Source organism: Mycobacterium syngnathidarum (assembly GCF_001942625.1).
GTDB classification, from domain to species: domain Bacteria; phylum Actinomycetota; class Actinomycetes; order Mycobacteriales; family Mycobacteriaceae; genus Mycobacterium; species Mycobacterium syngnathidarum.
Genome location: NZ_MLCL01000039.1, coordinates 141240 through 165616 on the forward strand (window position 1 = coordinate 141240; position 24377 = coordinate 165616).

Sequence of the window (24377 nt, forward strand, 5' to 3'; positions counted from 1 at the left end):
GGCCTGGGGACGCTAGCCGACCGCCGACACCAACCGTTCGCTGACCTGCCACAGGTCAGCGGCCTTGACCTCGTCGTACGAATCGCGCGAGGACCGGATCCGGCGGTCACCTTCGAAGTACGCGCCGGTGACGCCCTCGAGGGCGGGATCGGCGACGAGCGCGGCGAGGTTGGCCCCGGAACGCCTGGTGCTGTTCACGTTGGGCAGCATCCGCAGTGCGGGCATGAGCAGACGCCAGGCCAGCCGCTGGACCCTTCCGTAGTCCCTGGCCAGCCCCGAACCCGGCATCAGGCCGGGGTCGAACGCGTTGACCGTGACACCACGGGCGCCGTGACCGAGCCGCCGGTCCAACTCGTAGCTGAAGAGCATGTTGCAGAGCTTGGACGTGGTGTAGCGGCGCCGGCCCTCGTCGCCTGTCAGGCCGTCTGCCGGCGGGCGCAACAGGTCGCCGGCCGAGACATATTGCGGCGCGGGCATTCCCGTGAACTTTTCCGGATCGTGGGTGCCGCTGCTGACAACCACGATCCGCGCCGGGACGGTCAACGCGTCGAGCAGGTGGCGCACCAGCGCGAAATGACCGAGATGGTTGACGCCCCAGGTCATCTCGTATCCTTCCACCGTGGTCTGGGCACCCGCGACGAGCTGCAGCCCGGCGTTGCACACCAGAGCGGTCACCGGCGGAACATCCAGTCGCGGCACAGTATCGGCGAAGTCGCGCACCGACCGCAGCGACGCCAGGTCGAGTTCACCGACGCTGGTGCGTCCGGGGCAGTCGAGCCGCGCCGCCGCCTCGGCGCCCCTTTGAGTGTCGCGTACCGCCAGCACCACATGCTGCCCTGGATCGGATTCCAAAAGGGCGCGGGCACATTCGAATCCCAGCCCGGTGTTCGCACCGGTGATGATCACGGTCCTGCCGGTCACTTTTCCTCCAGGAGTATCGGGACGAGGGCGGTGACGGCCTGCCACAGCCGCCGGTACATGCGCGCGACGTCGGCGGTGCCGGGCTCGAGGTGCCCGGCGAAGAACACGCCGTCGGACTGCGCGACGGCGAACGCGGTGAGTTCGGCCACCACCCGCTCCGCACGGCGTGGCGGCAGGTCGGCGGGCAACTGGCCGCGCACGGCGGCAGAGAACCGGGAGATAGCGGTGTCCCGCACCCGTCGCACCACCGCCGTCACCGTCGGATCGTCGCTGCGCTCCAGCGACAGCAGGTACAGGATGCGGAGGAACTCCGGACGCTCTGACTGCAGTTCGGCCAGCACCGTCAACTGGTCGTCGATGCTCGCGCCGACCGGGATGGCCGCGAAGAAACGGTCGGCTCCGCGTTCCATCACCGCCGCCAGCACGCCGTCCTTGGACCCGAAGTGCCAGTAGATCGAGCTGGCCGGCAGCCCGCAGGTTTTGCGGATGTCGCTGATCGAGGTGGCCGCGTAACCGCGGGTGGCCATGAGTCGCTCGGTGGCGTCGAGGATCTGCTCCCGGGAATCCGCGCCCTGCTGTTGTCGCCTGCTGGATGCCGTGGTCACCTGTATCCGCCTCTGTAAGGATCGTTACAGACAGGGTAACCCCACGCGCAGGCGGCTCGCCAGTGGCGCTGTCCCGCGGTGTCGACTGACACGATCGCGTTCCGGGCACCAAGATTGGTCTCATGACCTCTTCGTCATCGGCCCTGCTGGAGTTGGCCCGCCGCTACGGCGTGGCCGCCGAGTTCGACGACTGGACCGGCCGTCGCACCGCTGTCGCGGAATCCACACTCGTGGCGGTGCTCGAAGCTCTCGGCGTGCCGGGGGGCACCGAGCAGGAGCGGGCCGACGCGCTCGCCGCCCACGACCGGCAGTACTGGCAGCGCTCCCTGCCGCCCATCGTGGTGGGCCGGGCGACGGTGGCGTCGAGTTTCTGGGTGCATGTCACCCACGGGGATCCGGTCGAACTCACGTTGCATCTAGAGGACGGCACCGAACGCAGCGACCTGCGACAACTGCAGAACCTCCGGCCCCCGTTCGATCTCGGCGGCCGGTTGATCGGTGAGGCGACGTTCGAGCTACCGGCAGACCTACCGCTGGGTTATCACCGGCTTCGGTTGCAGGTCGGGGAGTTTCACACGGAGACCCCGGTGGTGATCTCCCCTGCCACCGTCGGGCTGCCCACCCGTCTGGGCGAGCGGCGCACCTGGGGCCTGGCCACCCAGCTCTACAGCGTGCGGTCGAAAAACTCTTGGGGCACAGGTGATCTGACTGACCTGACCGATCTGGCGGTGTGGTCGGCCGCCGAGCACGGCGCAGGCTTCATCCTGGTCAATCCGTTGCATGCGGCGGCCCCCGCCGCGCCGATGGAACCCTCGCCGTATCTGCCCACCTCGCGACGCTTCGTCAATCCGCTGTATCTGCGGGTGGAAGCCATCCCGGAGTTCGCCTCGGTGCGTCACCGCAGCCGCATCCGGGCGTTGCGCGCCGCGCTCAACGAACACGCCGACCGCGCCCCGACCATCGACCGCGATGCGGCCTGGCGGGCCAAACGCACCGCCTTGGAACAGGTGTACCGGGTGGAACGCTCGGCAGGACGCGAGCTGGCGTATGCCGCCTACCGGGCCCGGCAGGGTCGCAGCCTCGACGATTTCGCGACCTGGTGCGCGCTGGCCGAACGGCACGGTGCCGACTGGCACGGATGGCCGCAGGCACTGCGGCATCCGGCCAATCCAGAAGTGGCCGACTTCGCGGCAGCCCATCCGCGGGCCGTCGACTTTCACCGCTGGTTGCAGTGGCTGCTCGACGAGCAGCTGACCGCCACCCAGGCCACCGCGGTTCAGGCCGGGATGGAACTGGGCGTGATGAGCGACCTGGCGGTCGGTGTGGACCCCGACGGTGCCGATGCCTGGGCGTTGCAGGACGTGCTGGCGCTCGGGGTGACCGCGGGCGCACCGCCGGATGAGTTCAACCAACTCGGTCAGGACTGGTCCCAGCCGCCGTGGCGGCCCGACCGCCTCGTCGAGCAGGCTTATGAACCGTTTCGCGCCGTGGTCAACATGGCGCTGCGCCATTCGGGCGGGGTACGCATCGACCACATCATCGGGATGTTCCGGTTGTGGTGGATTCCGAAGGGCGCGGCGCCCACCGACGGCACCTATGTGCGCTACGACCACGACGCGATGATCGGCATCATCGCGCTCGAGGCGCACCGGGCTGGGGCCCTCGTGGTCGGCGAGGATCTCGGCACGGTCGAGCCGTGGGTCCGTGACTACCTGCGCGAGCGTGGCGTGTTCGGCACCTCGATCCTGTGGTTCGAGTCGGACGAGTCCGGCGGGCCACTGGCCGCCGAACGGTGGCGCGAGTACTGCCTGTCCTCGGTGACGACGCACGATCTGCCGCCGACACCCGGGTATCTGGCCGGTGAGCACGTCAGGTTGCGGGAGGAACTGGGGTTGCTCACCCGGCCTGTCGAGCAAGAACTGGCCGCGGATCGCAGCGCCCAGGCAGCCTGGCTCGACGAGCTGCGCCGGGTCGGTCTGCTCGGGCCCGATCCGGATACCGATCAGGTGGTGGCGGCGCTGTACCGCTATCTGGGCCGCACCCCGTCGAAACTGCTGGCGCTGTCGCTGGCCGACGCGGTCGGAGACCTGCGCACCCAGAATCAGCCCGGCACCACCGACGAATACCCGAACTGGCGTATCCCGCTGACGGGTCCGCAGGGTCGGCGCCTGCTGCTCGAGGATGTGTTCGTCGATCCGCGAGCGGCTGCGTTGTGCGACGTGATGGCCTCGATCACCGCTCATCCCGGCCAGGCGCGGATGTAACGCACCGGGTGTCTTCTCCGGTTTCACATTCGTCACTGCTGCGATATGTTCGCAACCGCACCCGACTGACGGAGTTCACGTGAAGAAGCTTGTTGCGCTCGGCGGCGGACTGCTCGCCGCCGGTTCGATCGCAGTGTTGGCCGCAGGCACCGCCACCTCGCAGCCGACCTCGGCATCGGTCAACGTGGTCGGCGAGCCTTACATGAAGGCCTTGGCGATCCTGAAGAGCCAGGGCATCAAGGCCACCTTCGGCGGCTCCTTCGGCAGCTCCCTGCCGCAGGCCGAGTGCCTGGTGGACTCTCAGAAGGTCAACTCCAGCGGCAAGATGATCCTGATGCTGGATTGCAGCGAGGCCGCCGCCGAGCAGAGCGCCGATTCGGCCGTCCCGGGCGGCCCCAGGGTCGGCAGCAACGGGGTGACCACGGTGACACCGACGCCGGTGGTCCCGATCGCCGGGGCACCTGGCGCGGGTACGCCGCCGCCGGCCTGACCCGGTACCGCCGTTCCCACCTAATTTCGTACACTACTGAGAGTCCACTCATCCCAGGGAGGCCCTCGATGTTGCGTCCATTGCGGTTCGACCATGAGATCGACCCGGGCCCGGTACAGATCCAGGCCCGCAAGGTGCATTTCGATCTCGACGACATCCCGTTGCACTGGATTCCCGGCCATCCCGTCGCCTCATCGATGGTGAACCTGTTCAACGTGGTCCTGCCCGTGGCCGAGCACTGGTTCGTCGCGACGTTCAACGAAGCACTGCCCTATGTGCGCGATCCCAAGCTCGCCGACGACATGCGCGGGTTCATCGGCCAGGAAGCCACCCACGCCGAGACACACGACCAGGTGCTCGACGAGTTCCTGACCAGCCACGGGGTGGATTACCAGCCGGTGCTGTCTCTGGTCGAGCACGTGTTCACCAAGACGCTGGCCCCGTCGGACTCCTCCGACCCGCGCCGCAGGCTGGCCAACCTGTGCGACCGACTCTGGCTCATCGCCGCGATCGAGCACTACACGGCGGTGCTGGGCGACTTCGTGCTGAACTGCACCTGGGAGGATCACGACGCCGATCCGACGATGACCGATCTGTTCCGCTGGCACGGCGCCGAGGAGGTCGAGCACCGCAGCGTCGCCCACGACGTCGCGGTCTACTTCCAGGACAGCTATTTCAGCCGGGTGCGGGCGATGTCGATCGCGGCGACGGCGGTGTACCTGTTCTTCCAGCGCGGCTGCTGGGCGATGGTCAAGAGCGACCCGACCCTCGACATCGGCTGGTGGCAGATGAACAAGTTGCGCATGCGTGATTCCAAGCTCGGGCTGCTGCCGAAGTTCTCCCGGATGTTCGGCTCCAACACCCTGGCCTACTGCCGGCCCGGCTTCTCCCCGGAGGAGATGGGGTCGACGGCGCAGGCGGTCGCATACTTGGCGAGCTCGCCCGCGGCGCGGGCCGCTCACCTGTGACGGGCGCCGGTATGCCGACGCTGTCACTAATATCCCGATACCGCCGGCTACCACCGAGCATGTCGGGCCGTTTCCGGCATGATCCGATGCTCGGCGCCGCCGGCGCCGCCATCGCCACCATTTGGTCGGTGGGCAGGATGATCCGGCGGCCCAGTCCGCCACCGGAGCTGGACCGCACGATCACGCTGAGGGTGACGGGCCGGGAGGTGGTGGCCCACGATCAGGACGTGATCGCGCTGACCCTGGCCGCAGCGGACGGCAGCGAGCTTCCGCAGTGGTATCCGGGTGCGCACATCGACGTGCACCTGGCCAGCGGCCGGGTGCGCCAGTACTCGCTGTGCGGGGATCCTGCGGTGACCGACAGTTACCGAATTGCCGTGCGGCGCATACCCGATGGTGGTGGCGGTTCGGTCGAGGTGCACGACAGCCTGCGGGTCGGCAGCGAGGTGAGTACGCACGGCCCGCGAAATGCGTTCGCCCTCACCGTTCCCGGTTACGGATCACCCGCCCGTCGTTTCCGATTTGTCGCCGGCGGCATCGGCATCACCCCGATCCTGCCGATGCTCGGGCTGGCCGAGCGGCTGGGTGTCGACTGGTCGATGGTTTACGCCGGGCGCAGCCGAGACAGCTTGCCCTTCCTCGATGAGCTGGCCCGGTTCAGCGACCGGATCGAGATCCGCACCGACGACGTCCAGGGCTTGCCCAGCGCCGACGAGCTTCTGGGGGACTGCGCCGACGGCACTACGGTGTACGCGTGCGGACCGGCCCCGATGCTGACCGGCATCCGGACCGCGCTCACCGGTCGCGACGATGTGGAGCTGCACTTCGAAAGGTTCGCGGCACCACCGGTTGTCGATGGCGCGGAATTCTCGGTGACCATCGCCTCCACCGGTGCCGACATCACCGTCGCAGCCGACGAGACCCTGCTGGCCGCACTGGGCCGGGCCGGCGTCAGTGCCCCGTATTCCTGCCAGCAAGGTTTCTGTGGCACATGCCGAATCCGGGTCACCGACGGGATTGCGCAGCACCGCGATACGTTGCTGACCGACCCCGAACGCGACGCGGGCTATCTGCTCACCTGCGTGTCACGGGCCGAGGCCGGCGAACGGCTGACCTTGGACCTCTGAGGCGGCGCCGAGCTTCCTACCCGCCCTCCGCTCGGCCTTCGCCGTAGCCGACCAGCCCGGGGGCAGCCATCAACTGGTCCAGCAGCGGACGCTGCCCGCTCAGCAGCTTGGCGCGCGCTGTGGCCACCGAAACCCAAGCAACACGGTCTATTTCGGGAAACTCGACGAACCGGCCCGACCCCTTGGGCAGTTCCACGGTGAACGTGTTGCTGACGGCTGCCGCGGTGTCGAAATCGGCACACACCGCAAACACGGTCACCACCTTGCCGCCCGCCTGGCGCACCGGGGCGAGGTCGATGCGCGGACCGGCCGGCGGCGGGGACCCGAGTTCCTCGGTGAACTCACGTTGAGCCGCCACCCACGGATCTTCCCCGTCGACGTACTCCCCCTTGGGCACCGACCACGCGCCGGCGTCCTTGCGGGCCCAGAACGGTCCGCCCGGATGGGCGATCAAGACCTCTACGTCCGTCCCGACGAAGCGGTACAGCAGGACACCGGCGCTCAGCTTTGCCACGAGTTGCACGCTACGCGGTGGCGCCGGTTCCCGAATGTGACGCACGACTCGTCAAAGGTTTTCGGTCAGCCGGAATTTTAATTGTGAACTCCCGGTTAATCGTTAGGTAACACTTAAACGCACTGGCAACGGCACCCCCTCACCCACGCGCTGCAGGGGGACCGTATGCGACACAACAGAACAAGAAAGAAGGCACCAAAGATGATGAGGCTGAGATTTGCCGGCGCATTGGCAGGCGCAGCCGTGGCGACGGTCATCGGTCTGGCCGCACCCGCTCAAGCCGCACCCACCGGACCGGGCAATGCCCAACAGACGATCAGCAACCTGCAGGCCCAGGGCTACAAGGTCGTCGTCAACCACATCGGCTCTACTCCGTTGGACAAGGCATCGGTGGTAGCGGTGCGGCCCGGGCAGACCTACAGCCGGACAGATTCCGGTAACCCCGGCGACAACCGTCAGACCAACGTTGTCAACAGAACGGTTTACGTGGACGTGAAGTAGACCAGAATTTCGTGAAACCTCAAGGAGGGGCGCCTTTTTCGGGCGCCCCTCCGTTGTGTCCGGGTGCGGAGTCCGATCCGGTGCGCGCTAGAGTCGCCAACGTGCGACGTTTCACCAGGTATGTCGCCCTCGGTGACAGCCAGACCGAAGGACTGTGGGATGGCGACGACACCGTGGGCCTGTTGGGGTTCGCCGATCGGCTCGCGGCGCGCCTCGACGGGCTCTACCCCGGGTTGGGCTACGCCAATCTGGCCATCCGTGGCCACCGCATCGGTGACGTGCTGCACACCCAACTGCCCACCGCGTTGAGCATGCGACCCGATCTGGTGACGGTGTGCATCGGAATGAACGACGTGACCCGGCCCGGACGCTCGTTCGCCCGGGCACTGGTTGATCTCGAGTTCATCTACCGCACCCTCGCGGAATCCGGCGCCACCGTCGTCACCACGACGTTCCCGGACATAACGCAGATCCTCCCGGTGGGCAGGCTGCTCGGGAAGCGGGTGATCCAGATCAACGACGCCATCATCGGTGCGTCCGAGCGGTACGGCTTTCACCTCGTCGACCTGTACACGGCGCCTTCGATGCGCGAGCCCGAGACCTGGAGTCCCGATCGGGTGCACGGGTCAGCCAAGGGGCACGCCCTGTTCGCCGCGGCGGCCGCCGAGGCGCTGGGATTGCCTGGCAGCAACCATGACTGGGCGCTGGCCACCGGACAGGACCAGACCCAGTCGTTTCGGTCCCGGGCCTATTCGCAGGTGCTGTGGACGCAGAACATGCTCATGCCGTGGCTGTGGCGTCACCTCCGAGGCCAGTCCGGCGGCACCGGCCGGTCGCCGCGGCGGCCCGACTTGATCTACCTCAGTGCCTAGCCGAAGCCGAAGATGAATCAGGCAAGCCCGGTCAGACTCCGCCCCAGGCGGAGTCGAGTTCTTTGGCAACGTCGATCACTTTGGCCTGCTCGGAGGCCGGGCTGTCGATCTCGCCTGCCACGTGTGCGGCGATGAACCGTTTGATCTCGGCGTCGACGCCGGCCAAGATCCGTAGCACTTCGGCACGCAGCGACTTCGAGGTGACATGGATCGAGATGTCAGACGGCCGTGGCTTCTTCACATCGAGGATCAGCAACAGCGGCTCGGCGGCCAATGCCGAGGCGCGCAACGCGATCTCACCGAACACCATGAATTTGGGCCGGTCGATACGTAGGTCGATCACCATGTCGATCTCCAGCGGGATCCGGATGGAGAAGTCGATGGTTTCGCCGACGATCCGGCTCACCCGCGGCTTCTGGATCTTGACCCGCGCGGTGACCTTGGCGATCTTGCCCGGCCCCTGGGCGATCGGGCCCATCTCGAATGCGTCGCCGGCAATCGCGCCGATGGCGTCGCCGACCCGTTCCTCGGATACGGCCACCTCGAAGAACCGGCGTCCGAATTCCTCGTAGGTGATGTAAGCGTGATCAGCCATGATCCTTCTACGGTCTCACGACGGTGCGCCGGGATGGTGCAGCCAGGCCGGTATCGGCACTCATGCCGCGTTCACGTCGCGTCAGCGAAGTACCGCAATCGGGTGACCGCACGCGCCCCGCGGCCGACATCGGCGATCAGCACGGCCCGGCGTCCGTCGCGGTCCAGGCCGGCGGCCAGACTCGAACCGGAGGCGATCAGCTTGCGCCAAGAGGCACCCGTGGTGCGTTCCACCAATCCAGAGGTGCTCAGCGGTGCGTCATCACCGAAGCAGATGACGGTGTCCGCACCGATCCGCCGTTGCACCGCCACCGCGTCGCCGGCGCACAGATCGTCGAGCAGTCCGGTGAGCAGGCGCTTGCCGGCACGGCCGGCTCCGCCCATGCCCTTGGCGAAGCCGAGCGTGCCCGCGGGCCCCTGGTTGCGCAGCAACGCGGCGGCCAGCCGCAGTCCGACCGGCACCGCGCCGGGACCCGCCTTGGCGAATTGACCGATCATTGCCGGCAGCTCCCAGTACGCCTGCAACTGACCGATCCGCGGTCCGCCGGCACCGGCGGAAACGGCGTAACGAAGGTAGGCGGGGATCCGCATGCGGACCGAAGGGCTCATCGCGACTTCGAGCTCGAGGTCACGGATCACCGTCGACCCGCTGACGATGTCGACATCTCGGTGGAATGTGATGTCACGCGGCGCGATGAAGGTGTCGTAGAACCGCTCGATCTGGGTGGGTCCGCGGTGGGGCCGTGAGCCCACCGGGTCCTCGACCTGTCCGCCGGCAGCGAACAGCCCCACCCACCCCTGCCGGTCATGCGCACCCGCTGCCTGCGGCGACAATTCGACAGTGGCTAATAGCTCGTCCCGTGTGAAGGCCATATGCATCGTTTACCATCCCGCTCGGCCGCGCATGCGCGCACACTGGTGTTGACACGTGGGCTCAGCCCACAACCACCGAGGAGACCGCAATGAGTGGCAGTGGACCGTTCGGGTTCGACCCCGAGGACTTCGACCGCGTCGCGCGCGAGGCCGGCGAGGGGCTGCGCGATGCCCTCGACGGGTTGGGCAAATTCTTGGGCAACCCTGGCCAGGGTGCCGGCTGGGCCGGACTGCTCGATGAGGTGACCCGGTTCTCGCGGCCCCGGGCAGAACCGGAGACCACCGGCGAGAAGGGTGACGGCGTCTGGGCGATCTACACGGTCGACGACGCCGGCGGTGCCCACATCGAGCAGGTTTTCCCAAACGAACTCGAGGCCCTGCGGGCCAATTCGAGCAACACGGATCCGGGTCGGCGGGTGCGGTTCCTGCCCTACGGCATCGCGGTCAGCGTGCTCGACACCGATACCGGCGAGTAACAACGGCCCGAAATGCTGACTGCCCGCCGCGGTGACCGGCTAGGCTTCTGCCTCAAAGTCAACGAACTGGCCGGTCTGGCACACCAACCACAGGCCGGCAATGCTGAGGGTGGAACATGATTCGCGAACTCTTCGCCACGACGGCGGTCGCCGCGGCGGCACTGGCAACAGCGATCACGATGGCGCCAGGTGCCGTGGCCGACGACAACAGCAACATGTATCCGGACAATCCGGGCCGCTACCCCACCGATGTTCCGGGAATGAGCTACGAGGCTTCCAATGGCGCGCCCTGCTTCAGCTGGGAACGCAACGTGTTCGGCCGCGGCCCAGGTGGCACGGCGATGCAGTGCCGTTGGATTCCGAACCAGTGGCCGCCGGTGCACACCGGCTTCTGGACCTACGCCTACCCGCTGCACGGCGTGCAGGAGATCGGCTCGCCGTGCCCGGGTCCGCAGGCGGCGGCGCAGTCCCCTGATGGCCGGCCGATGTTGTGCCTGGGCGCGCAGGGCTGGCAGCCGGGTGTGCTGACGGGCGACGGGTTCTTCCCGGTCTGAGGCGCGGGTCACATCCCGTCGGCCATACAGTCCAGTGACACATGTATGGTCGGGGGGCCCGAATCCGTGCACACCAGGAGTGCCATGAGCGCCGACGTGAAGTTCGATCTGTCCACAGTCTTCTCCACGGTGGCCAACGCCGTGCCCGATCAGACCTTCCTGGTGTGGCGCGATCGCCGCTTGAGCTACGCCGAGTTCGATGCGCGCGTCGACGGCTTCGCCCACTACCTGGTCTCGACGGGTCTCGGGGTGCACACCGAGCGCGCTGGGCTCGCCGGACACGAATCGGGCCAGGACCACCTCGGTATCTACCTGCGCAACGGCAACGAGTACCTCGAGTCGATGATCGGCAGCTACCGCGCGCGGGTGGCCCCGTTCAACGTCAGCTACCGGTACGTGGAGGAGGAACTCCTCTACCTGCTGAAGGATTCGAACGCCCGCGCGGTGATCTACAACGCCGAGTTCGCGCCCCGGGTGGCCGCAATCCGCGAGCAGCTGCCCAACCTGCAGGTGCTCATCCAGGTCGCCGACGAATCAGGCAACGACCTGCTGCCGGGTGCTGTCGATTACGAGACGATCCTGAAAACCCCTGCGCCGCAGGCGGGGATGCCGACCCCCTCCGGCGACGATCTGTACGTCCTCTACACGGGTGGCACCACCGGCATGCCCAAGGGCGTGCTGTGGCGTCAGCACGACATCTTCCTTTCCTCGATGGGGGGCCGTCCGTTCGGCTCCGACACCTTCATCGGGTCCTACGAGGAACTCGCCGAGCGGGCCGGCACCGCGGGCGGCGGATTGTCGCTGCTGATGATCCCGCCGTTCATGCACGGCGCAGCGCAGTGGGCCGCCTACAACGCGATCACCATGGGCGGAAAGCTGGTCATCCCCGACGATGTGGTCCGGATGCGTCCCGACAACGTGCTGACCCTGGCCGCGCGCGAACGGGTGCTGAGCATCCCGGTGGTCGGCGATGCGATCGCCCGACCGCTGATCGACGAGATCGAGAAGGGCGACTACGACCTGTCGGGCCTGTTCACCATCACCAACGGAGGCGCGCCACTCTCGCCGACCGTGCGTGAGCGCATCTTGGCCGCGCTGCCGCACCTCATGCTGCTCGATGCGGTGGGCTCCTCGGAGTCGGGTACCCAGATGAGCACCGCCTCCACCGCGGGCACCGATTCCGAGGCCGCCACCTTCAGTCCCCAGTCGGACACCGCCGTGGTCTCCGAGGACATGTCCCGGGTGCTCGGCCCCGGCGAGGGCGGCGGCTGGTTGGCCCGGCGCGATCTCATCCCGCTGGGTTATCTGGGCGACGCGGCCAAGACCGCACGCACCTTCCCCACCATCGACGGAGTGCGCTGGGCGGTTCCCGGTGATCGGGCGAACGTGTTGGAGGACGGCCGTATTCAGCTGCTGGGCCGAGATTCGGTCACCATCAATTCCGGCGGCGAGAAGATCTTCGTCGAGGAGGTGGAGCGGGCCATCGCGGCACACCCGGCCGTCTACGACGTGGTGGTGGTCGGTCGGCCGTCGGAGCGTTGGGGCAACGAGGTCGTGGCCGTCGTACAGTTCGCCGAAGGCGCCTCGGCCACCGACGAGGAACTCGTGGCGGTGTGTGAGCGGGCCATCGCGCGGTACAAGATCCCGAAGGCTTTCGTCCGGTCCGACCAGATCGTGCGCTCCCCCGCCGGCAAGGCCGATTACCGCTGGGCCAAGTCGGTGGCCACCGAGCACGCCGAGGCAGTCAGCACCTCCTGACTCACTCCCCTTTTCTGGGCGAGCAGGCGCCGAACAGTTTTCCGATCGCGGCGAGCATCGCGGTGTGGGCGGCGACCGCCTGCCCCACGGTGATCGCCAACAACGGCCGGGGTGCGGCGATCCTCAATTCTTCGGTGATCCGGGTTCCGGTCGCGGTAACCGCGAAATCCACCCGACTGTCCAACCGCACCTGCGGGAACTGGCGGGCCTGCGCGGTCACCGCGCCCGTGGCCGGAACGATCAGCCTGGCCCGATAGGTGATCGGAAGAGTCAACGGCCCCAACGGGATCCGGTCGCGGACCCGGCAGCCCTGCTGGTATCCGTCGGCCAGCTCGAGCCGGGAAGTGCTGCGCACCCACTGCACCAGTGGGTGCACTTGTGAGATGTTGTCCAAGTCGACGTAGAACGCCCGCACCTGCTCTGGCGGCGCGGGCACCTCGCCGCTGACACTGCGCCGGGCTCGCCCGATCCAGATGCTCACGCCGCTCAGTTCACCACAAGACGCAATGTTTCCCAACCACGCACCGTCGAGGTCGGCGCCAGTTGCGCACTGTCGTAGTCGATCTCCCATTCCGGGAAGCGATTGAGCAACTCGTCGAGCGCGACGCGACCCTCGAGCCGGGCCAGGTTGGCGCCCAGGCAGTAGTGCAGACCCTTGCCGAAGGTCAGGTGGCTGATGTTGTCGCGATGAATCTCGAAAGTATCGGGATCGCGGTAACGACGCGGGTCGCGGTTGGCCGCCCCGAACAGCAGCAGCATCGCGCTGCCGGCCGGCACCGTGGTGCCGTCGTAATCGAAATCTCTTGCCAGCCACCGTGCCACGTGCGGGCCGGTGGGTTCGAAGCGCAACGTCTCGTCGACCGCTCGGGTCAGCAGCGACCGATCCTGCTCCACTGCACGGCGCTGGTCGGGATGTTCGGCGAGCACTTTCGCCAGCCAGCCGATGAGCCGACCGGTGGTCTCGTTGCCTGCCCCGGCGACAACCTGGGTGTAGTGCAGGACCTCTTTGCGCTGAAGTTTGCGGGTGACCCCGTTTTCGTCGGTGAACTCGACGTTGAGCAGCGCGGTCATCAGGTCGTCGGAGGGATTGTTCGCCCGCCATTCGACGTAGTCGGCATAGATCCGGCCGTCGGCGATACGGTCGGCCTGCAGCACCTTCATCGGTGCGCCGGGTTTGGTGCGTAGATTCGCGTCGTTGGCGTCGCGAACCCCGACCTGCTCGGATTCCGGTATGCCGAGCAACATTCCGATCACGCGCATCGGCATCATCGACGCCAGTTCGGCGATGATGTCGAAACCGCCCGAGCCGACCAGGGGATCCAGGCAGCGCACACAGAACTGCCGGATCTGATCCTCGATCTCGGCCATCCGCCGCGGAGTGAACACCCGCGACATCAGGCCGCGCAGCAGGGTATGCATGGGCGGGTCTTCGAACATCATCACACCCGGTGGCATGTCGAAGTCGGACTTGACCAGCTCGAGGATGTCACTTCGGCTGTTGGAGAAGGTTTCCCAGTCCGACAATGCCCTCTCGACATCGGCGTGCCGCGAGAGTGCCCAGAAGTCGTACCGCTCGTTGTGATAGATCGGAGCTTCGTCGCGCAGGCGGGCGTACACCGGATAGGGGTCGGCGACGATCCCGGTGTCGTACGGGTCGTAATAGACGGTCATGCCTTCGCCCACCCTCTGCCAACTTTGGGCGATCGCCCAATAACTACACTCAGGCCATGTCTAGCAGCCGCCGCCGCGCGTGGTCAAGGGTGCGATGAGTACGCACAAGGCCCCGCCAGGACGCGATTCGAGCACCCGCCGAGCCTTGATCCGGGCCACCGCCCAGGTCATGCTCGCCGAAGGCTATGCCGCGGCCACGTCGCGGCGGGTGGCCGCGCAGGCCGGGGTGAAACCCGCACTCGTGCACTACTACTTCCCGAGCATGGACGACCTGTACGTGGCGGTGCTGCAGGCCGGCGCCGAGGCCAACCTGAGCACCCAGCAGGAGGCCTTCGCCGAGGACTCTCCCCTGCACGCGCTGTGGGAACTCAACAGCGCGCAGGGCGCGGCGCTGTGGATGGAGTTCATGGCGCTGGCCAACCACCGCAAGGCCATCCGTAGCGAGATCGCCGGCTACGCCGACCGGTTCCGTGACCTCGAGGAGTCGGCGATGACCGCTGCGCTGCAGGCCCACGGCGTCGACACCGACGAATTCCCGCCTGTGGTGATGTCGATGATCGTGGCGAGCCTGGCTCGCATTCTGGTGCTGGAGCAGGGTCTCGGTATCAGCCGGGGTCATGAGCAGGCCCAGGACTTCGTGCGGCGGTATCTGGACCGGTTCGACCTTGCCCGGGGTGGCCGGGAGTGACCCTTCTACATGAGTTGATCTCGTCGGCAGCCGCGGCTGCGCCTGCGCGTCAGGCCGTGCTGACCGACGACGGAGCCACCGCGACCTTCGCCGAGTTCGATCGCCAGATCCACGGTGTCGCCGGCTGGATCGCGGCTCGTACCGCGCCCGGTGACCGGGTGGCCGTCGTCGCCGACAACAGCGCCGCCTACGCGCAGCTGTACTACGGTGTGCCGCGCAGCGGACGCATCCTGACGCTGATCAATCAACGTCTGAGTCCGGCCGAGCAAGCCGCGCAGTTAACCACCGTGGCGCCCGCACTGCTGCTCGGCGACGAGCGCTATCTGTCGGCCCTGGCCGGCACGGAGGCTGCGGTCGAGCGGGCTGTCACGTTCGAATCCGAGCAGTGGCAGGCGGCTCCCACATCTGGTCTGCCCTGCCCCGATGTCATCCACCCGGATGACCCGGCCTGGCTGCTGTTCACCAGCGGATCCACCGGAACCCCGAAAGCTGTTGTCCACAGCCATCGTTCGATACTCACCGCCGTGTGGGGCTCGGTCGAGGGCCGCTCGGTGCGGCCCGCCGGGGTATACCTGCTGCCGTTCCCGATGTGTCACATCGCCGGATACAACATGCTGGTCCAGCACGCGGTGGCCGCCACGGTGGTGCTGTGTGCACAGTTTCGCCCGGACGGTTTCGCCGAGCTCGTCCGCAGGCACGAAGTGACATCGTGCTCACTGGCACCGACGATGCTGCACGCCCTGCTCGGCCACCTGAGCCGCACCGGGACCGGTCTGCCCAGCCTGGAGTCGATCGCCTACGGATCGGCCGCGATGCCGCTGGATCTGCTGCGGCGCGCGATCGAGGTGCTCGGGGTGGACTTCCACCAGGGTTACGGGATGACCGAAACCGGTGGGAACATCACGTTTCTCGGCCCGGACGATCACCGGGCCGGCGCGGCGGGTCAACCCGAATTGCTGACCAGCGCGGGCTATCCGCACACCGGCATCGAGATCGGCATCGCAGGCCCGTCCGGGGATCTGCTGCCGGCCGGGCAGGTGGGCGAGATCTTGGTGCGCGGTGCGCAGGTGACGCCCGGCTACTGGCCGCACGGAGCCGGCACCACGAACGGCTGGTTGCACACCGGCGACATGGGCCGCACCGCCGCCGACGGACGGCTGTACGTGGTCGACCGACTCAAGGACATCATCGTCACCGGAGGCGAGAACGTGTCGTCGCGCGAGGTGGAGGATGTGTTGTCCGGGCACCCCTCCGTCGACCAGGTGGCCGTGGTGGCCGTTCCCGACGACTACTGGGGCGAAGCGGTGTGCGCGGTGGTGGTGCCCGTTCCGGGTCAGCCGCCCACTGCCGACGAACTCGTCGAGCACGTCCGAAACGAGATCGCGGGTTTCAAGAGGCCACGGTTGGTGCTGTTCACCGAGGCGCTACCGCTGACCGGGAACGGCAAGGTCGCCAAGGACCGGGTTCGCGCTTTCGCTCGCGCCGCCGTCGACCGGGGCGGTACCCAGGACGCGTAACGGGTCGGGCTTCATCTGGCGCAGTTCCTCAGCCCCGTAGAAGAACGGCTGCGGGTGGTAAGCCGCCGCGACCGCGAAGGTAGCGCCTCTGCTCGCAACGATTGTCATCGTTGCCTCATAGCTGACGCACTGTCCCCCCGGGACAGCCGCGGCCAACCCCTCGAACGGCCCCGACACAACGGACGATACGCCCGGTGCGCCAGTTTTCCGGGCTTTCAGTCAAATACCCGAGCAAATCGGATCGCGCGGCAATGCATCCAGCACCCGGGCCGCATTGCGGTGCCAGCGCGCGGCGTTACCTGAACATGCCTGGCGACCATGCCTTGATTCGGGCGGCCCCTGTCACGGCATGGCGGCGAGAAGCCACCCGCTGATGGGATCTGCTGGGGTTGCCGGCGCGGGCGCCGGCACCGGGACTGGCACAGGACCGGGCGATGCGAGTGCGGGCCCCGGCGACGGATCTGCCGCGACGTGGGCGTCGGAGGTGGGCAGGTGTGGTTGGGCGGCGGGCACGTACGCGGCGGGGACACCACCCGGCTGCTGCGCCGGCATGTTCGACACGTCCGGTGCGTGCGCCGGAACCGCCATCTGAACCACCGGAACCGCTTGCGGCACAGTGGTTTGCACAACCGCCACAGGCTGGGCGCGTGGCACGGGAACAGCCGGCTCCACCGGCGGGACATACGCAGGTACCTGCTCGACGTTCTCGACGACCTGCGCAGGGGCCGTCACCTCGCTGGGCCGCATCGTCACAGCCCGTTCCGACAGTCGCGGTGCGGCGACGGTGACCACCCGCGGAGCCGGGGCCGCCGCGGTGGTGTCCTCCTGCTCGCCGGCCGGAATCGGTGCGGGTTCGGTGAATTGTGAGCCGACCGTCAGCATGCCCGCTGCAACCGTCGCCGCAGCCGCGGCCGCTACCCGCACCCCTCGGTGCTTACGCGGTGCCGGGCGTCGGTGTGCGACCGGCTCGGGGGCCACTCGGGGGACCGCACCGATCGCGACGGCGTAGGCGGCGGCGCGCGCCTCGCGCAGCTGTGCCTCCATCCCGCATTCGTCAACATCTGCATCGTCGGTCGGTTCGGCGACGATCCGCACATCGTCGAAGCCCGTGGCAGCAAGCCGGTCGAGGAGCCGGGCCAGCTGGTCGCCGGCGGCACCGTCCAAGCCCGAATCGGTCACCCCGACCGCGGCCACGTCCTGGCCGCTGGCGGCGGCTATGGCGCGCGCGCTGCGGGCCGCCGCTGCCGCGCGTGCGGCCACCTGATCGGCAACCTCGACGTCGAACGCGTCGTCATCGAGTGGGCCGGCCTCCGCGGCAGCAGCGTCACCGTGGACAAGTGCCCAGGCGATCGCGTGCGAAGTCACCGACAGGCCGAGCACTGCCTTCACCCTGCGCCCTCATTCCCCTCTTGCGGCCAATCCCCGACCGCGACGAGCGTAAGTCGGCGCTCCGGCGTCGGCATCCCGTAGAAGGCATCGGTAACCGCATGGGCACCCAGAATTCACCTGGGTCAGCTGACGGGCTCTCCCGCCACGCCGGCGATCAGCAGTCGGTGCGCGGTCGGGTCACCGTTGAGCAGGCGGCTGGAGCGCCGGGTGATCTGCCAGCGCCCTTCCGTGCGGGCCAGTTCGAAGTGGTTGGCCGTGGCCCGCCACACCACGTATTCACCGGAACCATCGGGCGTTTCGCGGCGAACGAGCACCAGCGACTCGCAGACCGCCACTGCGGTGTCGGCATCGACGGTGACCACGGCAGGGCCGAGAAAGTGACTGCAACCCGTGGCCACCAGGTCGCGGTGGGATGTCGAGCTGACCATCGCGTGGACGTCGGCCCGACTGGCCATGGTCCAGCCCTCGACCTCGTAGCGACCGTCGGCGGCCCACAGCGCGGCGGTTCCATCGGCATCGGCGGCGTCGACGTGCGGGCCGTAGGAGGCGATCAGCCGGGCGATGTCGCGTTCGTCCTCGAGCCGGCGTAGCCGCGCCTCGAGTGCCCCCAGGCCGGAAGTCATTGCGGCGCCCGCTGATTGATCAGGTTGCGGATGGCCGCGTCGGACTTGAGTACCACCTGAGCCCGGTCGGGCGCACTGTTCATCTCGGCGCGTTTGGCGTTGCCGCCTGCCACGTGAACCGGCCCCGCAGCGAGATGTTCCAGGCCTTCGGCGGCGACCTCGGCCGGGTCGTTGATCCGCATTCCCGGTGCCTCGAAGTTCAGGCCTGCGCGTTCCATGGCCGGCGTGCGGGTCACCCCGAGCACCAGTTCCAGTACGTCGACGTTGTACTCGCGCAATTCCAGCCACAGGCTTTCGGCGAACAACCGGCCGTAGGCTTTCACCCCGCCGTAGACGGTATGCCGCATCGATCCGGCATAGCCGGCCAGAGATCCCACCAGCAGGATGCCGCCCCGGCCTCGTGCGGCCATCGGCCTGCCGAAGTGCTGGACCAGCTCCATCATCCTGGTGATGTTGAGGTCGACGACCTTCTGGAAGTCGGCCAGTGGTGCGTCCAGGAACCGCTCGCTGCAGGTGTTGGCACCCGCGTTGTAGATCAGCAGGCCGACCTCCAGGTCGGCGGTGGCGTCGGCGATCTTGGTGGTCGACGCGACGTCCACCAGATCCACCGCCACCGTGCGCACGTGCGCGCCCAGGTCCCGACAGCGCTGCGCGGTGGCCTCCAGCGGGCCGGCTTTGCGCGCCAGCAGGACCAGGTTGAACCCGTCTGCGGCCAGCATGCGGGCGAACTCCGCGCCGACTCCCTCGGAGCCTCCGGCGATCAGAGCCCACGGTCCGTATTTTGCAAGGTCGGTCATCTCTCGGATGCTATCTTTGGCCGCCGGACCGGCCCACGATCGGGCCGCAAGGAGGCGATCATCGGCACATACGCGGTTACCGGATCCGCATCCGGTATGGGATTACAGGCCGCCGAGCGCCTGCGGAATCTCGGGCACACCGTGATCGGAGTGGACCTCGAATCCGGCGAAGTGGTGGCCGACCTCTCCACGCCGCAGGGACGGCGGGCAGCGGCTGACGGTGTGCTGGCGGCATGTGAGGGAGTACTCGACGGAGCGGTGCTCGCCGCCGGGCTGGGCCCCGGGCACGGCACCGAACGCAACCGCTTGATCGCCGAGGTCAACTTCCTTGGCGTGGTGGAGCTCCTGGAGGCCTGGCGACCCGCCCTGGCCGGCGCAGACCGTGCCAAAGCCGTTGTGATCTCCAGCAATTCGACGACCACCGTACCGATCGTCCCCCGGCGCACCATTCGGGCGCTGCTGGCGCGTGACACCGACAAGGCGGTGCGTTCGTTGCGCCTGCTGGGTCGCAACGGGTCGGCGCTCATGTACGCGGCCTCGAAGATCGCGTTGAGCCGCTGGCTGCGGAGCAACGCGGTCACCGCGGCATGGGCGGGAGCGGGGATCCGGCTCAACGCCTTGGCCCCCGGGGCGATCATGACCCCGTTGCTGGAGGCCCAACTCGCCGATCCGCGCGAAGGTCGCGCCGTACGGTCGTTCCCGGTGCCGGTCGGCGGCTACGGCGACGCCGGTCATCTCGCCGACTGGATCTGCTTCATGCTGTCAGACTCGGCCGATTTCCTTTGCGGCAGTGTGGTGTTCGTCGACGGTGGCTCCGACGCATTCTTCCGCCCCGGTGATTGGCCCAAGGCCGTGCCGCTACGGCGTCTGCCGCAGTATCTGTGGCGGTTCACCCGCGGCGTGCGACATGGGTGACGAGGTACACGGACCCCGCCGGGCCTGGGCCGCGGTCGCGTTGCTGGCCCTGGTCGGAACCCTCAATTACGTAGACCGGTTCCTGCCCTCGGTGCTGGCCGAGCCCATCAAACACGAACTCGCACTGTCGGACACCGCGATCGGAGTGATCAACGGGTTCGGGTTCCTTGTCGTGTACGCGGTGCTCGGCATCGCGGTGGCCAGGCTCGCCGACCGCGGCACCTACGGCGCGGTGGTGGCTGCCTGCCTGACGCTGTGGGGCACCATGACCATGCTCGGCGGCGCGGTGCAATCGGGATTTCAGCTCGCCCTCACCAGGGTGGGTGTCGCGGTGGGCGAGGCGGGCAGCACCCCGGCCGCGCACGCCTACGTAGCCCGCAACTTCGCCCCGCAGCGTCGTGCGGCGCCGCTGGCAGTGCTCACCTTCGCGATCCCGCTGGCCAGCGCCGCCAGCCTGATCGGCGGTGGGCTGCTGGCCGACAACCTCGGCTGGCGAACGGCTTTCGTGGTGATGGGTGCGGTCAGCGTCGTGTTCGCGCCGCTGGTGCTGCTGCTGGTCGGGGTGCGGCAGTCGCTGCCGGTGGCACCGCCCCAGGAACAGGGCACGCAGGCCAAGTGGTGGGCACTGTTGCGCAAGCCCAGCTTTTTGGCACTGGTCTGCGGTACCGCGTTCATCGCGGCCGCTGGATATTCGCTGACCACGTTCACCCCGGCCTTCCTGATGCGGACAAGGTCCATGACGCTGAGCGAGGTCGGCTGGGAGTACGGCGTGGCCACCGGGACAGCCGGAGTCCTGGGACTGCTGATCGTGGGCCGGCTGGCGGATCGACTGGCCGCGCGCGATCCGCGGTGGCTGCTGTGGATCGTCGTGCTGACCACAGCCCTGCTGCTGCCGGCCTCGGTGTTGGCGTTCACGGTCACCAGTCGCACGGCATGCGTGTGGTTTCTGGCGCTCAGCTACATCATCGGAACCTCGTACCTGGCCCCGTCGATCGCGGCCATTCAGCGGCTGGTGGTGCCCCGGCAACGGGCGACCGCATCGGCCATCTTCCTGTTTTTCAATGCCACCCTGGGAGCGGTCGGTCCCTTCGTCACCGGCCTGGTCAGCGACACGCTGACCCCCGATCTCGGCGCACACGCACTGGGCCGGGCCCTGCTGATCTTGGTACCCACCCTGCAACTGGCAGCCATGGGCTGCTATTTCGTGGCCACCCGCTGGTACCGCAGCGACATCGTCGAGGAGGCAGATCTCGCGGCCCGGGCTAGCCTGCAGCCGGATCCTTAGCGCGCTGCCGGCCGCGGGTGGCGCCCCACAGCCCCACCGCGATGCCGACCACGGCACCCCCGAGGCCGATGACCTGCTGTGACCGTGGCAGCCGATCGTGTACCGCCATCCCGCCGAGCAGGTCGGCGGCGTCAGCGCCGCCGGACGCCAGGAACCAGCCGCGGGTGTCCTTGCCACGCGCTCCCGCGGCAAGGAGCAGCCCGCCGATCAGTGCGTCGCGGTATCCCATCGACCGCCACATCAGCTGCGCGGTCGCATCAGGTGTTTCCCGTCCGCCCCACCAGCGGTCCGCCCGCTTCGGGACGACGAGAAACGAGACACCCGACGCGAATCGGATGGCGCCGGCGGCCAGCGCGGCCCGGTCGATCGACATGCGGTGCAGCCTAGGACCCTCGGGCCCGCCGCACGGGGAAGTCCTGAGAAATCTCCCAACCGGCTCCGGCGTCACGACTTGCCAGCAATGATTGGGGTACCCGAGTTCAGGAGCGCACACATGGCCACAATGGAAGCCAACGCACGAACCAACTCGTCATTCGAGAGCGATGTCGAGGCCACCCAGGCATACATCGACAGTCCCCGCTTCGCAGGCATCACCCGGCTGTACTCGGCGCGTCAGGTCGCCGAACAACGTGGCACGATTCCGTCGGACTATCCGGTGACCCGTGAGGCCGCGACGGATTTCTATCTCTATCTTCGCGATCTGTTCGCCCAGAAGCAGAGCATCACCACCTTTGGGCCGTACTCGCCGGGTCAGGCGGTGGTGATGAAGCGGATGGGGATCCGAGGGATATATCTCGGTGGATGGGCCACCTCGGCGAAGGGCTCCATCAGTGAAGATCCCGGGCCCGACCTGGCCAGCTACCCGCTGAGCCAGGTGCCCGACGAGGCTGCCGGGCTGGTGCGCGCACTGCTGACGGCCGACCGCAACCAGCAATATCTGCGGCTGCGGATGACCCCCGAACAGCAAGCGGCCACCCCGGCGGTCGATTACCGGCCGTTCATCATCGCCGACGCCGACACCGGCCACGGTGGCGATCCGCACGTCCGCAACCTGATCCGCCGCTTCGTCGAATCCGGGGTCCCGGGATATCACATCGAGGATCAACGGCCGGGCACCAAGAAGTGCGGGCACCAGGGCGGCAAGGTGTTGGTGCCCTCGGACGAGCAGATCAAACGGCTCAACACCGCCCGGTTCCAGCTCGACATCATGCGGGTGCCGGGCATCATCGTCGCGCGCACCGATGCGGAGGCGGCCAACCTGATCGACAGCCGCGCCGACGAGCGGGACCAGCCGTTCCTGCTGGGAGCGACGAACCTGTCGGTGCCCACGTACAAGTCGTGTTTCCTGGCGATGGTGCGGCGGTTCTACAACCAGGGGGTCACCGAGCTCAACGGACACCTGCTCTACGCCCTTCCCGAGGGCGAGTATGAGACTGCCGAGGCCTGGCTGCAACGCCAGGGCATAACGAACACGATCGACGAGGCCGCCAAGGGTCACCGGACCGGTGACTCCGTGGATGCCATGTTCGACAAGGTCGAGTCGGCGTTCGTCGAAGCGTGGCAGGACGACGCCGGCCTGAACACCTACGGTGAGGCGGTCGCCGAACTTCTGGAATTCCGGGAACGCGAGGGCGAACCGGCCGCGATGAGCGCTGCCGACTGGCGCACGTTCGCCGCTCGCGCGTCGCTGTACACGGCGCAGCAGAAGGCACACGAGTTGGGCGCCGACGTGGCTTGGGACTGTGAGCGGGTCAAAACCCCCGAGGGTTACTACCAGGTGCGCGGCGGCATCCCGTATGCGATCGCGAAGTCCCTGGCGGCAGCGCCGTTCGCCGACATCCTCTGGATGGAGACCAAGACCGCCGATCTGGCCGATGCCAAGCAGTTCGCCGACGCCATCCACGCCGAGTATCCCGACCAGATGCTGGCCTACAACCTCTCGCCGTCGTTCAACTGGGACACCACCGGGATGACCGATGACGAGATGCGGGCCTTCCCCGCTGAACTCGGCAAGATGGGGTTCGTCTTCAACTTCATCACCTACGGCGGCCATCAGGTCGACGGCGTGGCGTGCGAGGAGTTCGCGACGTCTCTGCAGCAGGAGGGCATGCTGGCGCTGGCCCGACTGCAACGCAAGATGCGGCTGGTCGAATCTCCTTACCGCACACCGCAAACCCTGGTCGGCGGGCCACGCAGCGACGCCGCGCTGGCCGCCTCGTCGGGTCGCACCGCCACCACCAAGGCGATGGGTGCGGGCTCCACGCAACATCAGCACCTCGTCCAGACCGAGGTGCCCAAGAAGCTGCTCGAGGAGTGGCTGGCGATGTGGGGCGACTACTACAAGATCGGCGAGAATCTGCGCGTTCAGCTTCGGCCGCGTCGCGCCGGTTCGGATGTGCTCGATCTCGGTATCTACGGCGACGGTGCGGAGCCGCTGGCCAACGTCGTCGTCGACCCGATCAAGGACCGGCACGGCCGCAACATCCTGACGGTGCGCGACCAGAACACGTTCGCCGAGAAGCTGCGCAAGAAGCGCCTGATGGACTTGATCCACGTGTGGCTGATCCACCGTTTCAAGCCGGAGATCGTCTACTACGTGACGCCCACGGAGGACAACGTCTACCAGACCGAGAAGATGAAGGCGCACGGCCTGTTCAGCGATGTGTACCAGGAAGTCGGCGAGATCATCGTCGCCGACGTGAACCAGGACCGCATCGACGAACTGCTGGCACCCGACCGCGAGGCGCTGGGCCGGTTGATCCGCAAGGAGGACTGAGGTTTTCGCGGGGCCTGGTACGGCGCCGGTTTCTACCGCAGGGCAGTGACCCACGAGGGGCAACAGCCCTCCGGTGGAAAACGATCCCGTCGTGAGCCCCGGAACCCGATACGTGGCTGGGCACCCCGAAGTGAGGACCAATGTCACTACCGGCGGCACAGGAGGCGGCACATACTGACGGCAGCCACACTCATTCAGG

Annotated in this window: 25 protein-coding genes; 14 read left to right on the top strand and 11 right to left on the bottom strand. The window is 67.6% G+C overall.

Translation table 11 applies throughout. From position 1 onward, the window contains the following. Positions 1-12 precede the first annotated feature (12 nt). Both BKG60_RS12895 and BKG60_RS12900 read right to left on the bottom strand, forming a co-directional pair. Complete coding sequence (locus tag BKG60_RS12895; RefSeq protein WP_070946135.1) at positions 13-921, bottom strand: SDR family NAD(P)-dependent oxidoreductase; 909 nt, start codon at positions 919-921, stop codon at positions 13-15. Continuing rightward, the gene (locus BKG60_RS12900; protein ID WP_070946134.1) at positions 918-1526 is read right to left on the bottom strand and encodes a TetR/AcrR family transcriptional regulator; all 609 of its coding nucleotides are present in this window, start codon (positions 1524-1526) and stop codon (positions 918-920) included. The genes BKG60_RS12895 and BKG60_RS12900 overlap by 4 nt, the downstream gene beginning before the upstream one ends. Positions 1527-1648: 122 nt before the next feature. Between BKG60_RS12900 and malQ the strand changes: the two genes are divergently transcribed. The 4 genes from malQ (at position 1649) to BKG60_RS12920 (ending at position 6375) form a co-directional block, all read left to right on the top strand. Next, entirely contained in the window at positions 1649-3790 is a 2142-nt protein-coding gene (malQ, locus tag BKG60_RS12905) for a 4-alpha-glucanotransferase (RefSeq protein ID WP_070946133.1), read from the top strand. 79 nt (positions 3791-3869) lie between these two features. Beyond that, entirely contained in the window at positions 3870-4280 is a 411-nt protein-coding gene (locus tag BKG60_RS12910) for a hypothetical protein (RefSeq protein WP_070946132.1), read from the top strand. 68 nt (positions 4281-4348) lie between these two features. Continuing rightward, on the top strand, positions 4349-5248 hold the full coding sequence (locus tag BKG60_RS12915) for a metal-dependent hydrolase (RefSeq protein ID WP_070946131.1): 900 nt from the start codon (positions 4349-4351) through the stop codon (positions 5246-5248). A 59-nt stretch (positions 5249-5307) separates the two neighbouring features. Then, a complete protein-coding gene (locus tag BKG60_RS12920; RefSeq protein ID WP_374243583.1) occupies positions 5308-6375 on the top strand; it encodes a PDR/VanB family oxidoreductase in 1068 nt (355 codons plus the stop codon). A 16-nt stretch (positions 6376-6391) separates the two neighbouring features. On the opposite strand, the gene BKG60_RS12925 is transcribed toward BKG60_RS12920, so the two are convergent. Further along, positions 6392-6889 (bottom strand): NUDIX hydrolase, encoded by a 498-nt coding sequence (locus BKG60_RS12925; protein ID WP_070946174.1) that lies wholly within the window; start codon positions 6887-6889, stop codon positions 6392-6394. Positions 6890-7090: 201 nt separating this feature from the next. On the opposite strand from BKG60_RS12925, the gene BKG60_RS12930 reads away from it, so the two are divergent. Then, a complete protein-coding gene (locus tag BKG60_RS12930) occupies positions 7091-7390 on the top strand; it encodes a hypothetical protein (protein WP_070946130.1) in 300 nt (99 codons plus the stop codon). A gap of 101 nt (positions 7391-7491) precedes the next feature. Next, positions 7492-8262 carry an SGNH/GDSL hydrolase family protein gene (locus BKG60_RS12935; protein ID WP_070946129.1) on the top strand — a complete coding sequence of 257 codons (771 nt, stop codon included), beginning with the start codon at positions 7492-7494 and terminating at the stop codon, positions 8260-8262. 31 nt (positions 8263-8293) lie between these two features. Here the strand turns inward: BKG60_RS12935 and BKG60_RS12940 are convergent, their stop codons facing one another. Continuing rightward, positions 8294-8857, bottom strand: a complete 564-nt coding sequence (locus BKG60_RS12940; RefSeq protein ID WP_070946128.1) for a hypothetical protein — start codon at positions 8855-8857, stop codon at positions 8294-8296. A gap of 71 nt (positions 8858-8928) precedes the next feature. Continuing rightward, positions 8929-9729 carry a ketosteroid isomerase family protein gene (locus BKG60_RS12945; protein WP_070946127.1) on the bottom strand — a complete coding sequence of 267 codons (801 nt, stop codon included), beginning with the start codon at positions 9727-9729 and terminating at the stop codon, positions 8929-8931. Positions 9730-9818: 89 nt separating this feature from the next. Here BKG60_RS12945 and BKG60_RS12950 point away from each other — a divergent pair, with 89 nt between their 5' ends. The 3 genes from BKG60_RS12950 to BKG60_RS12960 all read left to right on the top strand — a co-directional run bounded on the left by BKG60_RS12950 (position 9819) and on the right by BKG60_RS12960 (position 12517). After that, positions 9819-10205 (top strand): hypothetical protein, encoded by a 387-nt coding sequence (locus BKG60_RS12950; RefSeq protein ID WP_070946126.1) that lies wholly within the window; start codon positions 9819-9821, stop codon positions 10203-10205. Positions 10206-10321: 116 nt separating this feature from the next. Beyond that, positions 10322-10759, top strand: a complete 438-nt coding sequence (locus tag BKG60_RS12955; RefSeq protein WP_070946125.1) for a hypothetical protein — start codon at positions 10322-10324, stop codon at positions 10757-10759. An 84-nt stretch (positions 10760-10843) separates the two neighbouring features. After that, a complete protein-coding gene (locus BKG60_RS12960; RefSeq protein ID WP_070946173.1) occupies positions 10844-12517 on the top strand; it encodes an acyl-CoA synthetase in 1674 nt (557 codons plus the stop codon). A 1-nt stretch (position 12518) separates the two neighbouring features. Here the strand turns inward: BKG60_RS12960 and BKG60_RS12965 are convergent, their stop codons facing one another. Then, entirely contained in the window at positions 12519-12998 is a 480-nt protein-coding gene (locus tag BKG60_RS12965) for an SRPBCC family protein (protein WP_070946124.1), read from the bottom strand. Positions 12999-13003: 5 nt separating this feature from the next. Next, positions 13004-14188 carry a cytochrome P450 gene (locus BKG60_RS12970; RefSeq protein WP_070946123.1) on the bottom strand — a complete coding sequence of 395 codons (1185 nt, stop codon included), beginning with the start codon at positions 14186-14188 and terminating at the stop codon, positions 13004-13006. Positions 14189-14282: 94 nt separating this feature from the next. Here BKG60_RS12970 and BKG60_RS12975 point away from each other — a divergent pair, with 94 nt between their 5' ends. Beyond that, complete coding sequence (locus BKG60_RS12975) at positions 14283-14876, top strand: TetR/AcrR family transcriptional regulator (protein ID WP_075909673.1); 594 nt, start codon at positions 14283-14285, stop codon at positions 14874-14876. Further along, positions 14873-16393, top strand: coding sequence for an AMP-binding protein (locus BKG60_RS12980; RefSeq protein ID WP_070946122.1), 1521 nt, complete (start codon positions 14873-14875; stop codon positions 16391-16393). Before BKG60_RS12975 ends, BKG60_RS12980 begins: the two co-directional genes overlap by 4 nt. A gap of 342 nt (positions 16394-16735) precedes the next feature. On the opposite strand, the gene BKG60_RS12985 is transcribed toward BKG60_RS12980, so the two are convergent. The 3 genes from BKG60_RS12985 to BKG60_RS12995 form a co-directional block, all read right to left on the bottom strand. Then, a complete protein-coding gene (locus tag BKG60_RS12985) occupies positions 16736-17782 on the bottom strand; it encodes a DUF7159 family protein (protein ID WP_070946121.1) in 1047 nt (348 codons plus the stop codon). Positions 17783-17904: 122 nt separating this feature from the next. Further along, positions 17905-18405: a nuclear transport factor 2 family protein gene (locus BKG60_RS12990; RefSeq protein WP_070946120.1), complete on the bottom strand. Its 501-nt coding sequence runs from the start codon at positions 18403-18405 to the stop codon at positions 17905-17907. Beyond that, a complete protein-coding gene (locus BKG60_RS12995) occupies positions 18402-19202 on the bottom strand; it encodes an SDR family NAD(P)-dependent oxidoreductase (protein ID WP_070946119.1) in 801 nt (266 codons plus the stop codon). The genes BKG60_RS12990 and BKG60_RS12995 overlap by 4 nt, the downstream gene beginning before the upstream one ends. A gap of 60 nt (positions 19203-19262) precedes the next feature. Here BKG60_RS12995 and BKG60_RS13000 point away from each other — a divergent pair, with 60 nt between their 5' ends. Together BKG60_RS13000 and BKG60_RS13005 are read left to right on the top strand one after the other, a co-directional pair. Further along, on the top strand, positions 19263-20117 hold the full coding sequence (locus BKG60_RS13000; RefSeq protein WP_075909674.1) for an SDR family oxidoreductase: 855 nt from the start codon (positions 19263-19265) through the stop codon (positions 20115-20117). Further along, positions 20110-21402, top strand: coding sequence for a spinster family MFS transporter (locus tag BKG60_RS13005; protein ID WP_070946117.1), 1293 nt, complete (start codon positions 20110-20112; stop codon positions 21400-21402). The genes BKG60_RS13000 and BKG60_RS13005 overlap by 8 nt, the downstream gene beginning before the upstream one ends. Here the strand turns inward: BKG60_RS13005 and BKG60_RS13010 are convergent. Continuing rightward, on the bottom strand, positions 21380-21775 hold the full coding sequence (locus tag BKG60_RS13010; protein WP_070946116.1) for a DUF4267 domain-containing protein: 396 nt from the start codon (positions 21773-21775) through the stop codon (positions 21380-21382). The two genes, BKG60_RS13005 and BKG60_RS13010, sit on opposite strands and share 23 nt — an antisense overlap. Before the next feature lie 120 nt (positions 21776-21895). Between BKG60_RS13010 and aceA the strand changes: the two genes are divergently transcribed. After that, a complete protein-coding gene (gene aceA, locus BKG60_RS13015; protein WP_070946115.1) occupies positions 21896-24178 on the top strand; it encodes an isocitrate lyase ICL2 in 2283 nt (760 codons plus the stop codon). The last annotated feature ends 199 nt before the right edge of the window (positions 24179-24377 follow it).

What these genes read in the sequence shown, in the direction of transcription:
- malQ (WP_070946133.1), top strand. Translation starts at nt 1,649, where the DNA reads ATGACCTCTTCGTCATCGGCCCTGCTGGAGTTGGCCCGCCGCTACGGC.
- BKG60_RS12915 (WP_070946131.1), top strand. Translation starts at nt 4,349, where the DNA reads ATGTTGCGTCCATTGCGGTTCGACCATGAGATCGACCCGGGCCCGGTA.
- BKG60_RS12920 (WP_374243583.1), top strand. Translation starts at nt 5,308, where the DNA reads ATGTCGGGCCGTTTCCGGCATGATCCGATGCTCGGCGCCGCCGGCGCC.
- BKG60_RS12930 (WP_070946130.1), top strand. Translation starts at nt 7,091, where the DNA reads ATGATGAGGCTGAGATTTGCCGGCGCATTGGCAGGCGCAGCCGTGGCG.
- BKG60_RS12940 (WP_070946128.1), bottom strand. Translation starts at nt 8,857, where the DNA reads ATGGCTGATCACGCTTACATCACCTACGAGGAATTCGGACGCCGGTTC.
- BKG60_RS12945 (WP_070946127.1), bottom strand. Translation starts at nt 9,729, where the DNA reads ATGGCCTTCACACGGGACGAGCTATTAGCCACTGTCGAATTGTCGCCG.
- BKG60_RS12950 (WP_070946126.1), top strand. Translation starts at nt 9,819, where the DNA reads ATGAGTGGCAGTGGACCGTTCGGGTTCGACCCCGAGGACTTCGACCGC.
- BKG60_RS12955 (WP_070946125.1), top strand. Translation starts at nt 10,322, where the DNA reads ATGATTCGCGAACTCTTCGCCACGACGGCGGTCGCCGCGGCGGCACTG.
- BKG60_RS12960 (WP_070946173.1), top strand. Translation starts at nt 10,844, where the DNA reads ATGAGCGCCGACGTGAAGTTCGATCTGTCCACAGTCTTCTCCACGGTG.
- BKG60_RS12970 (WP_070946123.1), bottom strand. Translation starts at nt 14,188, where the DNA reads ATGACCGTCTATTACGACCCGTACGACACCGGGATCGTCGCCGACCCC.
- BKG60_RS12975 (WP_075909673.1), top strand. Translation starts at nt 14,283, where the DNA reads ATGAGTACGCACAAGGCCCCGCCAGGACGCGATTCGAGCACCCGCCGA.
- BKG60_RS12990 (WP_070946120.1), bottom strand. Translation starts at nt 18,405, where the DNA reads ATGACTTCCGGCCTGGGGGCACTCGAGGCGCGGCTACGCCGGCTCGAG.
- BKG60_RS12995 (WP_070946119.1), bottom strand. Translation starts at nt 19,202, where the DNA reads ATGACCGACCTTGCAAAATACGGACCGTGGGCTCTGATCGCCGGAGGC.
- BKG60_RS13005 (WP_070946117.1), top strand. Translation starts at nt 20,110, where the DNA reads ATGGGTGACGAGGTACACGGACCCCGCCGGGCCTGGGCCGCGGTCGCG.
- BKG60_RS13010 (WP_070946116.1), bottom strand. Translation starts at nt 21,775, where the DNA reads ATGTCGATCGACCGGGCCGCGCTGGCCGCCGGCGCCATCCGATTCGCG.
- aceA (WP_070946115.1), top strand. Translation starts at nt 21,896, where the DNA reads ATGGCCACAATGGAAGCCAACGCACGAACCAACTCGTCATTCGAGAGC.